At 34.5% G+C, this 15,098-nt stretch carries 2 protein-coding genes; both read left to right on the forward strand.

The window, feature by feature from the left end:
• Positions 1–307 precede the first annotated feature (307 nt).
• Positions 308–2,656 carry an Ig-like domain-containing protein gene (locus tag E0D87_RS09090; protein ID WP_165442723.1) on the forward strand — a complete coding sequence of 783 codons (2,349 nt, stop codon included), beginning with the start codon at positions 308–310 and terminating at the stop codon, positions 2,654–2,656.
• The gene (locus E0D87_RS04010; RefSeq protein ID WP_130819428.1) at positions 2,634–14,474 is read left to right on the forward strand and encodes a SpaA isopeptide-forming pilin-related protein; all 11,841 of its coding nucleotides are present in this window, start codon (positions 2,634–2,636) and stop codon (positions 14,472–14,474) included. Before E0D87_RS09090 ends, E0D87_RS04010 begins: the two co-directional genes overlap by 23 nt.
• Positions 14,475–15,098: the final 624 nt, after the last annotated feature.

Raw genomic sequence — 15,098 nt, forward strand, 5'->3', positions numbered from 1 at the left:
AAATTTTAGATTAATTGAAAATAAATATAAAAATTAAATCTTTCATATTTATAAACGTTGAAACTCTAGACTTTCTAAAAACAATCCAAAAAGAAGTTTTTAGATATATTGGTTTTTTGATAAATAAACCTAAAAACGCTGGTTTTTACTTGTAATAAATTTCCGTATAGGTTAAAATTATATTAAGAAAGTGTACTAAGTATATTAATTTAACTTAGGCTCTTGAATCGGTTATGCACATAAAACAAGTGCATATATATCAATTAAATCTCATATAAATAGATAAAAGACAAATGTGGAGGAGATTATGAAAAGGAGATTGAAAGACTTTACAGTCAAGTTATTTTCTCTAATCCTTGCTATTACAATGTGTATACCTACTAATGTATACGCCCTAGCAGATGATAGCGAAGAGGAAATGCCTACTATAATGAGGCTAGACGAAGATAGCGAATCAGGCCAGACAGAAGAAACTAGCGACTCGGAGGATATACCTACCATAAGCGAAGAAGATAGGAACAATTACGATATTTCCTACGATGCTAAGCTTAGCGACAGTTTTGATTCTATTATTTATACTATAAAGGTATCTAAGAAAGAAGAATCAATCCACGATCCAGAAAAGACTATGACACTTGCCCTAGCAACTAACAAAAACCAAAGCCTAACAGACCTACATATTGACGAAGTTAGAGACCTAGAAGAAGGCGAAGTAGATTATTCTGTAGATAAAGAAGAAGAGGGCAACCTACATACCTGTGCAATCACAACACCTACTGCGAAAAAGGGCGTAGAATATACAATCAAAGCTCCAATAGCTAAGGATGCGATTGATACAGAAAAATTATACTCCCTAGATATGTCGGTAGATATAGGCGATGTTAATATTGACCTTAAGAGAATTTCTTACAAATTCATGGAAGAAGCTAGTGAGGACAATCCGGAAGAAGTGCGCCTTGTTTTAACTAATATCAAGGAAGTTGATGATGCCTTCCAAAAGATAGCCTACAACAAAAGCGATGAAGAAGATAAGGCTGACACTCTTGTCTATACTGATTATCTAATATCAAAAGATAAACAAGATGAGGCATCTATTAGCGAGAGGAAAAACGAGGTAAGCTACAAGCTTATCCTTGATGAAAACCAAGACCCAAGTACAGCAAAGATTGCCCTTGATTACTTTAAGGCAAATGACAAGGGTTTTGTTTTACAAAAAGAATTCTCTACAGAAATCGCCTACCAAGAAGATCTTACTCTTGACGTGCCAGCAGGTTATTTATTGAAACTAACCTACACCAACCAAGCTGACAAGACAAAAACTAAGGTAGAAAACTACTCTGTAAACAATAGACAGGTCAAAAATCCTCGCTTTGTAAAAGAAGAAGAAAAGAAGGAGGATGAAGAAGAAGACCCTGCCCCAGCAGAGAAAGAAGAACCTTCCAAGAAGGAAGAAAAAGCTAAAGAGCCAACCAACTTAGAAAAGGCTGATGCAGAACTAAAGAAGGCTCTAGCTGATCCTAAAAACACAATTACAGAAATCCAAGCTCTCCTAGATACATTTGAGAAAAAATACAACCTATCACAAGCTGACCAAGAAAAGCTAATGACAGATAACGATGCTGCCATCAAGGCTCTTGTAGAGAAGGATAGGAAAGAAAACACTAGACTTAACAATCTAAGACAAGAACCTGCGAGAGCACCATCAAATGATTTTTCTAATAAACTTTTCCACCTAAATCTTGATATGAATGTAAAAGCATCTCCAACAAATCCAATCCCAGCTGGTTGGTATTTCGATGTTCAACTTGGATCATATCTAAAAGAAGATATAGGTCAACAACTAAAAGACCTAACAGATGAAAATGGAAGATTTGTTGCTTATGCTACTTACAACAAAGAAAGTCATACTATCAGATATAAATTTATAAGAGATATTACAAGTGAAACAACTCTTACTGTTGACCAATATTTAGGATTTGACACAACAAATATAGGAAATAAAGAAAGCATTGATATCAATATCAAGGTTGCACCAAAAAACAACCCTGTTCAATCAATGGATACTATAACTGTAAAGAAAGATGCACCTTCTCCAGTAGAATCTTCTTATAAAGTAGAAGAACAAGGGCCAACAACAGAAATAACCTACCCTTACCAACTTTCATATGAAACAAAACCTAGCCTTGTAAAAGATTCCAAAGACAATGAAATAAATAACGGAGCAGATTTAAACGGGGCTTATGTAGAATGGAATATAGAAGTTGATACATCAACTATTAATAGTAAATCTGATCTTGAATATAATAAGCTTAACCTAACTGTATTTGGATCAAATAAACAAGGACTTAAAAACTTTAAATTTAAGGCTGCTACAGATGAAGCTGACTTAGACAAAGATGGCGGATATAGATCATCAGCAGATACTAAAGAACTTTTATTCCAAAACTCACTTATAGACAAAAAAGATATTGGAGATAAGCTCTACATTAGAGTAAAGGGATATATTGATCCTAACCATCCACACCCAGAATATTCTATAGGATTTAGGATAAATCCAGACAACAACTATGTTACAAACATGTTAAAGGATATCCAAGATAAGTTTAACAGCCTTCCTACTCCACTAAAATGGCTTGAGGGAGTGGGAAGATGCTAAAAGATTTGCAGATATTCCATTTAACTTAGTAGAAACTATGATTCCTGCAAGAGTGAACCTAAGAGATAACTTTACAAATGAAGGATTCTATTATGATCATTCAAGAACTGTAGTTGCAACTGTAGAATCTAATACAAGAGTAGACTGGCATGCACTCGATTTACTTAGAATCGACGAAACAGAAGACCCTGCTCTTTCAAATCCAGAATTCTTGCTAAACGGATCAAACGAGAAAAATCCAGAAAGAATAAACAAAGTTTACTATGTGCCACTTCAAACAGGATCTTACAGAAGAACAACTAATATAAATGATGTACTTACAGATGAAGACAAGTTCTATCCAGGAACTATAGTAGCTTATGAGTACGTTAATCAAGAAGGTAACGCAGATGATGTCTACAACCTTATAGCAAATATCAAGGAGAAAAAAGTAGATAATTTTGATCCTTCATATAATGCGGCTACTGAAGGTGGACTATTAAACTTATTTATAGAAAGAGTTTCAAATAGCTCACTAAAGGATAACTATGTTGCCTATATTGAACACCCATACAGTATAATGCGTATCAATAAGAACTTCGATATGGTTCAATGTTTCAACTCTGGTATCCAAGATCCAACCTATAAGGGAAGTAAAGGAATCTTCCTTGATATACACGAAGATGTATCAGGTGATTATCTAATATCAAGACTTAATGAGTCAATTGGAAAACCAACTAATAAACACAGGTTGGTAGATATATTAAATGGAAAGCCATATGACGGCGTAAACTTTAACCCAACGGGTAAAGCTCAAGGCGAAGCCATGGAAGATTTGATGAAGAGAGTCTACTTCTATGGTGAAGAAGTTAAAAAACAATACGCTAATAACGACTATGGTGAAAATATCCAAAAAGAAGAAATGCATAGGATGATAGAAACATCCATGTACCAAAGGGTAGTTCACCACCTAACTGACGGCAAGAGCTTGGGAGAAGATTATTTCACAGCTCCTTCAGATTACAACATAAAAGAATGGAAAGTTCCTTATACTCTAACAGGTAAAAGAGAAACTTATCCAAAACAAGGCTATGAAGATCAATATACAGGTAATGGCACTCAAGAAGATCGTTACCTAACTAATCCAGATAAATTAAGAAAATTAAAAGATAATGAAAAACAAATAGCAGATTGGCCATCAGTTCAAGGAACTGAATATAGCATGGCTGAGAAATTGTGGGAGAAGGTAAAGGAATCTTATGGAGCAAACTCAAATTGGACCAAGGCTAAAGCTGATTCTGTTCAATTAGTATTCTACAGCCACACCGAATCAAAAAAATACCAAGAGCTAATCACAGGTCGTGTAACAGAACCAATCCAAATCGACAAATACGACGAATCTGGAAATAAAAAACTAGAAAACGCAGAATTTTCTTTCTACAATATCTACACAGGTGAAGAAGTAAAATGGACATCATCAAAAGATGATAAAGAGCACAAACTTTACCTAAAACCTGGTACTTACAGAGTAAGAGAAACAAAAGCTCCAACAGGCTATCAAAAACTAAAAGACTTCACTATAGAAGTTTCAAGAGAAGAAGTAAATGGAGATAAGGGTCCTTATGACTTTGTTAAACTTCCAGAAATTCATGTAAATGATGGATACAAAACAAAAATAAGCCTAGATGATGTACCAGTTTCTGCCACAGGCAAGAAAATGGTAGAAATTGATGAAAATAACAATATAAAAGTTAAAGTTATCAACATCCAAGACAATCTAGGGAAGATAAGATTTACAAAGAAAAATAAATACACCAAGCTAAATGGTGCAGAATTTACTCTAAGAAGAATAAAAGCTGATACACTTGAAGCAGCAAGAGCACAAGTTGATAAGCCAACTTATGACGAGAAAGCTTACAAACAAGTATCAACTGGTTCATATGGAAATTTCCAATTTGATCAAATTCCAACTGGCTTTTATGTATTAGAAGAAACAAAAACACCTGCTGGCTACAAAAAGGTAGATAACAAACTTATAGTAGCTACACCTGGAACAGACGCTCAAGGAAAAGCTATTATAGATGTCAAATTTGATGATGAAAAAGTCTATCAAAATGATGAAGCAGTTATCGTAAACGAGCCAAAAGATACAGAAATTAAATTTAGAAAAATTAGAAAAGAATATCTAAAGGATAAGAATATTGAACATTTAGGTCTTGCCAATGCTAAGTTCAGACTAGAGTCAATCTGGACTATAGACGGTAGTACCTACTCTAAAGAAGTATTCTCAAATCAACCAGAAAAAAGTGAAGGTGACAAAAAAGTCGACGATGAAAACCTAGTAGGTGGAGGATATTTCTCATTTAAAAACATTCCAATAGGAGAATATAAACTCATAGAGTTACAATCTCCAAGCGGCTATCAAAAAACAGACCTTGCTTATTGGAAACTTGTAGTAAAAGAAAATAAAGAAGAAGGTCATGTTGGTGAAGTAATCTATGAACTATATGAAGTTCCAAAAAATACCGATCCAAATAGCCCTAACCTAACAAAAGTTGATCTTGACCAAGTTCTCTACAATGGAGATAGAATCCCAGCCTTCCAAATTGGAAATGAGCCTAGAAAAAAAGATACTGAGTTTATCAAAAAACTAGGTGTAATCAAAAGAGAGGAAGATGGAAGCATTGTAAAAGGTGAAGACGGAAAGCCAGTTATAGATAAAACTGTCTATGACAGAACAAAACTTGATGGAAAAGATGGTAATCCAGTAAGCTTTAACCTATACAAGGCAGACTATTACGGAGCTATCTTAAAGGATAAAGACGGTAATCCTATCTTAGCTCAAGAAAATATCACCCAACAAGCTGATGGCAAGTTCCACCTAAAAGGACTAGAGTTTGGTGGCTACTATGTACTTAGAGAAATGAATCCACCAGCTGGCTATACAAATGCCAATGACATCTTACTAAAAGTCGAAGCAGAAGCCATTGCCAGTGAAGGTGAAATGAGAATAACTGTTAGAGACCCTAACACAAACACCGAATTTGGCGACCATGCAGTATTTGAAGGTGTAGTTGACTTTAAAGAAGGCGAACGACTGGGAGGATTTTCAATCAAGAAAACAGGTAGAGCCATCGACTATTACGACAAGGATGGAAACTTAGTCAAAGTAGACGAGAACAATCCAATAGACGTAGGATTAAGACGTGCATACTTTAGACTATATACTACCGATAGTAACTTTGAAATAATAAAAGAAGGAAACTTCGCTAAGGAATACATCCAAAAAGTAACTCCTGGTGAACCAATAATAAGATACGAGAAAAAACCTGACGGTTCATTTAAATTAGACAAAAATGGTAACAAGATAAGAATTGGTGTTGACCCATCAAGCCTACCAAAGAATCAAGGTATTGTTACATTTGATAACTTAACACCAGGCTACTATCTATTAGAAGAATACAGAGGACCAGCAGGTTACGAAAAAACTACCGACAAATGGTATGTTAGAGTTTTAGATAATGGAAGAGTAATCAGATCATCTGATAAGAACGATCCTGCCTTTACAGATACTTCCTTCAGATCAAGAAGACTAGTAGAAGTAAACAATCTAAACGTTGGAGATGTTTCAGCTGAAAGCCTAAGAAACAATATCCTAAAAGCACCAAAACCAGTTCCAGCTGACCCTAGGTTAAAAGAAGAAACCTACACAATACCAAGTGATGATGCAACAATCACATTAAATGCTGGTAAGGTTGATACAAGCACAGGTAGTAGAGATATTAATATTTCTATTAAACCAACAGGTCCAGTTTCAACTCTACAAGGAGAAAAAATCCACGCAGTATTTATGGTTGATAGACTAAAAGACCAAAGTGGTGGCAACTTAGATAAAAATATCAACTATTATATAACTCAGCTTGTAGATAGGGCAAAAGCCAATGGATCACAAATTGATTTAACTATCATGCAGTTTGATAATGGTCAAAATAACAATAGATTGTCAGATATTGTAACAAAAGATTCAGACACTATAAGTACAACAACTAAGAAATTTACTCAAGTTAACTTAGATGGAACAGAAGGTAGTGAAGTAAGCTTTAGAGATTACTTAGAAGCTGGAAAAGTTGATCCAAGGAAAACTAATAACCTGAAAGATCCTAGTGCTAGCTTAAAGGATAAATTTAACAACAACAAATTTAAAAAAGACTTTTTAACTAAAGAAGGATACAATAATAAGTATTTATTTGTTATAAATACACACAGAACTCCAACTAAAAGTTCAGCTGATAATTACAAAAATGTCATAGATCAATTTAAGAATAATGGATTTAATATCAAATTTACTCACATAGTAGGTGCAAGTGATTTGGTAGGTAAAACAAAAACCTATGTTGAATTAATGCAAGAAGCTTATGGAAATGACTTTGAACATTACCTTGGTGGTAAAGAATTAGGTAGTACTGGAAATAGTATGTTAGGTCTAGGTATCTTCCAACCATTAGCTGATTATAAATCACCAATAAAAGATACAACAATAAATCTAAACTTGGCTAATTCTATCAAGCTTAATGGAAATATGACTGAAACTATTGATGGAAATCAAAGTTCCGTAAGTCTAGATAATAGATCTTATACAAAGACTTTCTCACTTCCAAAGGCTGATTCAGAATATAAGCTTTCATATAAGATTTATGTAGATGAAAATGCAAAAGATTCTCACGATCAAATCCTTAAGATCAATGATTTGATTAACTTTAAGGCGAATACTACAGCAACAGAAACTAGCCTAGATCCAGATAATAAACTTGTAACTTATAGGCAAAAAGAAGAAGACACACCACAACCACCAGACCCAGAAGAACCTAGTGGCGATGTAGGTCTAAATGTCAAGTTTGTTTATTCAAATTCAAAGGATGGACAAATTGACAATACTATCCCTACTAGTCCAAAATATCCTGGTAGGATTAACCTACAAGTAGAAGAAAATGGAGCATATAGAACTATAAAAGAAGTTGACGCTTTATATTCTGGAAATCTTGATTTAGCAGATATTGAATCAAGCAAAAATTATAGATTAGTTTATAATAGAGATAGTAAAAAAGCTGAAGATTGGTCTTTACCAGTAACTTCAATTTACAACATTGATAGCAAAAACATTGATAAAGATACCAAAACTATTAACCTAACCATCCAAAATGGTAACACAATGGAAATCTTCAATATCGACGAAACTGGATTTAGAATTCCACTAAGAGTTACCAAAGTCAATGAAAACAAAGGATTGTTGACAGGTTCAAGATTTAAAGCTCGTAAGCTAGTCAATGGAGAGCCAACTCCAATCTATGAAGATGGAAAACCAACTGGTGAATCAGAATATCCAAAATATCACGCTGAAGAGTTTGATGCTACATCAGAAGCTACAGGTCTACCTGGAGATAACTACTTTAGAGAATTAACTCCTGGTATATATGAATTGTGGGAAGTTCAACCACCAAACGGTTCTTTCAGACTTCCAACAGATAAAAATGGAAACCCTGTAAAATGGTACTTCAAGGTAAAAGTTAACGAAGGCAAGAAACCATCAGATGATGACTACATGGATATCGAATTTAACTTTGAATATACATTTAAGGGTAAAAATGATAGTTCTTGGAATGATAAAGTTCCAGAATCAGATAGAAAAGCACTAGAAGGTAAAACTATCCACGGTCTAGAACGTACAGTAGATGGCAAGAAAGTTTTCGATCCATATACAGAAGTAGTACCAGATGACCACAGGTCAGACCCAGCCAGACCAGATGCTCCATACAAGGGCATAAACGACGTTTGGGTTACAAACTACATGACAACAACAGAACTTAAATTTATGAAAAAAGACGCCGAAACCCAAAAGAACTTGGAAAACGCAGTCTTTACTCTAAAGAAAGCCCTAGTTGATAAAGATGGAAATGTAGAATTTGATGCAAATGGCAAGGCTAAAGTTGACCCTCAAACAGGAGTAGAAGAAGCTAAAAAGGTAAAACCAGAACCATATAACAAAGAAAAAGGCTACGCAGAGGCTACTGCAAGCAAGGTATCCGGAGTTCAATTTACAAATATTGAAGCTGGAACATATATCCTAGAAGAAACTAAACCTGCAGATGGTTACAAGCTAAATGATGATAGCTTTATAACTATCAAATTCACACCAGGTGAAGACGGTTCTTGGACTCAAGAAGTCAAAGGATATAAGAAAGAAAATGGAAGATATCAAGAAATTCCTAATGCAGATACTTCACTATTTGTAAAATCTGAAAAAGGCGATTTAGAAAGTGTAGCAAACACTCAACTAAATATTGATCTTAACTTTACAAAGATGAATGCTTCTACCAATACAAAATTAAATGGTACAGGCTTTAGGGTAGTTGAAGTTGATAAAAATGGCAAGAGAATTACAAATGGTTACGACAGAGAAATAGCTGGATTTGGTAGTGCAAGTTATAACTTTAGAGATTTAACTGTAGGTCGTTATAGACTTGAAGAAACTACAACAATCGAAGGCTTTGCAAAACCAGAACCATGGTATTTTAAGGTAGTCCAAGATCCTGATAGCTTGAAACTAAAGATAGAATTTGAAAATAAAGATAATTCTATTGAATACAAGACAGATGATCAAGGAAATCTTCAAGATGTTCAAGTAAACAACTATCCAAAGATTCCACTAACTTTCAAAAAAGTAACAGGTGAAAATAAACCACTAAAAGATGCTTACTTTGTACTTAAAAAAGTAAGAGAATCAATGGATGAATCTAGCATGAGCTTTGATTATTATGCAAATGGTAGTCTCAAAAATCTAGTCAAAGATGGCAAGACCTATTCTTACCTAGAAAATGGTGAGCTAGATACAATTGATGAAGAAAAAGTAACTGGCGAAGCAAGATATGATTCTGTATCTGGAGCTACAAAGAAATACTATAAGTCAAATGTCAGATCTCAAGAAAACGGTGAAGTTAACTTCAGAGATTTGGACGAAGGTATCTACGAATTAATAGAAACCGACATCCCTGACGGCTACGAAGACGCAACCCAACAAATCAGATGGATTGTAGAAATTAAAAAAGGTGAAAATGGTCTAGAAGTTATTTACAATAAGGAAACTGAAGATACTTATTATAAAACTTACGATACAGAGTATTACAAGACCTATACAGCAAATAATTTCAAAAATATAAATAACTTTGAAAAACTTGATGGTGATTCTAACTTCGATTACAAATTAACCAACAAGAAAAACACAATTGATTTGCGATGGAAGAAATACAGCGGAAAGGATACAACTAATCTAATCAAAAAATACACAAGATTTGATTTGATTAAGGTCATCCCAGATCCAGACGATCCAAAGGCTGACCCTATGGATGAAAATATAGCTACAAGTGGCGTATCCTATGGCGGAACTAGAAATATAGCTGCAAGTACGAACGGTATATTTGAAGTAAAAGACTTATCCAAAGGTATTTATGTCCTATACGAAACTCAAGCCCCAGAAGGCTATGAGCTAATGGATAGACAGATAGTTATCAAAGTCTACGAAGATGAAAAAGATAACTACACACTAAAGAAGAAATTCTTTGAGATGAAAAAGGATGAAAATGGTAATAATACTTTAGTAGAGGTAGATAATTTTGAATATATCTTCACTCAAACTAATCGAAAAACTCAACAAGAAGAACCATTCATCCAAGACGGATACTTCTTCGTAAATAACCGAGAAAAAACATCATTTATCCTTTCTAAAGGATTTATGACAAAAGTTGATGGTAAGAGTACATTTAACCACATCGACAAGGGAGAATTGCAACTATCATTATACAAAGATCCAACAGATAATAAAAATACTGACACTAATATTTATAGTCACACTATAAACTTAGGTAAAGATCAGTATTACAAATTCCCACTAGGAAATATTCAGTATAATGTAAGATACCTCTTAGAAGAAACCAAAGCCCCAGCAGGCTACGCAAAATCTAAGAATAAATACAAGATAGAATTTAGAAAAGTCGGCACAACAGTTGCCCCATACCTAGTAGGAATAGTAAAACCTGACGGAAAAGATTTAAAAGATAAGGATGGAAAACTAATCACTGATACTGGGTTAAAGATTCCAACTGGTGGTCTAAAGATAGAGCTAACAGGAACACTTGCTGACCCATCATCAAGCTTCAAGATTGTAAACAACAAGACAGAAGTTGAATTTACAAAAGTTGGTAAAGATACTGTAAAAGAAGGAGACAAACTAGTAGATAAAGAAACTAATCTTAAAGATGTCAAATTCTACCTAGAAAAACAAGACCAAGATAGAAACTACTATCCAGTAACAAGCAACTTAGAATTTATCAAAAAAGATGAAAAAAGATACTATATCGAAAAAGCTAATGGCGAGAAAGATTATGGCAATGTCCTAAATCCAGTAAGCATAGAAAAGAGTGCTTACACCTTCACATCAGATGCTAATGGTAAATTCAAGATTGAAAATCTAAACGATGGTTTCTACCAACTAATAGAACCAAATGCTCCAAAAGATGAAAATGGCGAAGAATACATGAAAGTCCAAGGAGCAGTCAAGAAATTTAGAATTCTTGAAGGTGAAGTTTATATCGAAGATGACAAATCTGAGAAAAAACTAAATAATGCCACAGATGTTGAAAAAGAAAAACTTACCAAGATTACAAACGTAAAACCTGGTAAGGGAGAATTTGAATTAAACAAAACTGATGAAGATGGAGAAAGTCTCGATGGTGTAACTTTTGAGCTTTACGATTCTGAAGGAAAGGTTATTAGAACTGAAACAACAAAAGATGGTGGAAAGATTAATTTCACAGGTCTACCTTTCGGTTCATATTGGATCAAAGAAACAAAGACCAAAGACGGCTATGTAGTCGATAGGAAAATCAGACGAGTTCTACTAGGAAAAGATTGGAATGTACCAGAAAATCCAACAAATCCAAAAGATGTAACCAAAGATGTATTATTTGAAGATGACCTACCTGAACTTAAATCTATAGGAGGAGAATCTTCAAGCAGACAAACAGTTTATCCTAACCAACAAGAGGCAATGCTTGCCTACTTCAAATTCAATTTAAGAGAAGGAGTAGAAGTAAAACCGGGAGATACTTTCACCCTTGATTTCTCAGACAATGTTGACCTCTACGGTATATTTGTAGATAACAACGGTGGCGGAAAAGTTGAAGATGACAACTACTTTAACATAATTTCTGACGCAGGTCTTGTTGCAAAGGCACACGTTAATGATAATAAACATTCAATAACCTATACCTTTACTGAATATATTGATAACTACAAACTTGGCACTATGAAACTAAGTGCACAGTTGTATGTAAATAGGTACAAAGTTCCTAATTCACAAGAAATCACAGTTACAGCAAAAGCTGGAAATACCTACAGCGATAAAATAAAGGTAGATTACAGAGGAAATACTCCAGGACAAAGTCATGAAGGCTACCAAGATCCTAGGGTAGATGTTTCATCATATATGTTAAGGTTAAACCCAGAAACCAATACATTTACAACAATAGTATATGTAAACCAATGGAACAAGGCGACCTTCAACAAATATTTGACATTTTCAACAGATAAAGATGTAGAAATCACATCAATGAAAAAATACATCAAATTAGGTTACGGTAGTCACACTGATAAGTATTACGATGGTGATTTGCCAGATTCTTATGGAGTAGATTTGTCAGATACATCTAAATATAAATATGATGGTGACACTTTTGATAAATTAAACAACAGAAAATATAGGATGTTTATAGGAGCGAAAAATCCTAATACAGAATATTATGCTAACGCTTATGTTGTAGAAATCAAAGGAAGAATCACTGAGAAAGATGCTAAAAGCTTAAGAACTAATTCTTACCTATATGCTAATAAAATAGGTAATAATTGGTGGGCAAGCTACGACAATCCGTTTAGAGAGTATGACAACACATACACATATGGTTATTGGACAAATAAATATTGGGAGATAGGAAATTTCGAAACTTGGTCTCAATTCTACAAGCCAGAAGCATCAAGTGAAGGAAGCCTATTATATAACTTCATCAACTACAAAAACAGAATTGAATACACTAAAATCAATTCTGGAATAAGAGGTGAAGCTGTTGACAAGAAAGAAGAAGCTCAAAATGCTGAGGGCAATCAAGCAAGTGGAAAACCAGTTGGCTCTTCAAATGGAATTGGAAGTCCGCTAGCGAAAGCTACATTCGAACTTAGAAAGAAACCTACAATAGGTGCTGCTACAAAAGTAGAAGGATCAGAAGTAACATCAGATAAAAATGGTAAGTTTTTCTGGGAAAAATTAGCACCAGGCAAATATGAAGTTTGGGAAACAAAAGCTCCAGAAGGATTCAAAACACCAGATGAGGCAGTTTCAGAATTTGAAGTTGATAAAAATGGAAACATTATAAATATCAAAGATGGAAAACTAACCATAGAAAACTTCAAGAATGCTCAGATTAGAATCAAGAAAACTGACGAAAAAGGTAATTACTTGGATGGAGCAAAGTTCTTGCTAACACAAACAAGTGGATCAATAGAATATGAAGCAAATTACGGTAAGAAAGATGAAACTGATAACACACTAGTATTCGATGACCTACCAGTAGGAACTTATAAACTAGAAGAAAAACAAGCTCCAACAGGCTACAAGAAATCAGACCAAATTTGGCAGATTGAAGTAACCAAAGACGGCGAAGTAAAATGGCTAAACTCTTTCGATGATACAAATGATCAAATGAAAGCTACCCAAAACCTCACTTATCGAGGAGATAAAACAACTCACCTTGATATAGAAGTTATTGGTATAGATAAAGTTAACAAAACAAAAAGGTCAATAATAACAGTAAAAGCCAAACCAAGTGAACTAAAAAATAAGAGGATATTAGTTGAAAATGGCTCTGCTATCTCTCAACTAAACACCAAAGTTAGACTAGTAGTAAGTGACGATGGAAAGGCTATAAGTGATCCAGATGCCACAAGCTACAAGCTAGAAAGAACAAGTGGTTTCTCAATGGCTCTAACCATAAATCCTCAATTAGGAAATGATGCTGGTACAGCTGATGAGAAAGAAAGATACTACAAATTCATTGTAGACCTACCATATTCTCAAAAAACTGAAGCTATGCCAAAAGTAAAATACCAAGCACTTAATGAAAATGGCGAATTTACCGATGTAGAAACCATAAGAAAAACTTTGACAGCTATATCTTATGATAATATCACTGCTAATAAAGTACCTATGCCAGACGCAGGTAAATACCTAGCCCGTGATATCAACCTATTAACAACAGAAATAGGAAACAAGAAGCTAGTTAACCTATATTATAGAAAGGTAGACTACGCCGATAAGACTAAAGGACTAGAAGGAGCTGTATTTGAACTACAAAATAAAGATGGTACATCTCTAGATCCTAAACGTACTGCAACATCAGACAAAGATGGTTACTTCGAGTTTAAAGACATACCAGACGGTGAATACAAGATAACTGAAATAAAAGCACCGGATGGATATGCTCTTACAAAGAGAACTATAGAACAAGCATTTATCGTAGAAAATGACAAAGTTAGACGTAACAAAGTTACATTTACAAATACAAGTAAAGATAAGAGTAAACTAGTAATCAACCAAAAGGCTCTCTACCCACAAACAGGTGGACCAGGTACATGGCAAGGATTCACAATCATAGGAGCAATCCTAATGTCACTAGCTGCGATATATCTTGCCCTAAAGAAAAAACAACAACTAAACCAAGCTAACCCAACAAAATAACCCTCCATCACGGAGGGCTAGGGTCTAGCCAAACCCCGTCATTCCGAGCGAGCGAATGAAATGAGCGACGAGGAATCTCCAGTATGTACCACGGAGAAAAGGTAGAAATAAAAACCTACCCTAACCTAGTAATTCCAAATGGGCGTGGAAAATAAAATTCAAACGAGAACATTGCCCCAGCTCTGTCATTCCGAGCGAGGGAGGAACGACCGACGAGGAATCTCGAGTAACTACCGTGAGAAACAAACCAGCAATACGTCATTCCGACAGAGAACCCAGAGGGTTCGAGGAGGAATCTCCAGTATGTACCACGGAGAAAAGTAGAAATAAAAACAACCTCAACCCCGCCATTCCAAATGGGCGTAGAAAATAAAACTCAAAAGAGAAAAAATCCACTCATAGCTCTGTCATTCCGACAGAGCGAATGAAATGAGCGACGAGGAATCTCCAGTATGTACCACGAGATTAAACCAAGAACAAAAAACTTTTTAGGGAAATTTACATTTTTAGCAAAATAACCAATATACCTAAAAAATATCCCAGAAAAGTAACAAAAAAACGTACACAAAACAAAATATCTGATATAATATAGATATATAGTATGCAAACCATATAATATAAACA

Origin of the sequence: Anaerococcus vaginimassiliensis, assembly GCF_900626155.1 — a bacterium.
Lineage (GTDB): Bacteria > Bacillota > Clostridia > Tissierellales > Peptoniphilaceae > Anaerococcus > Anaerococcus vaginimassiliensis.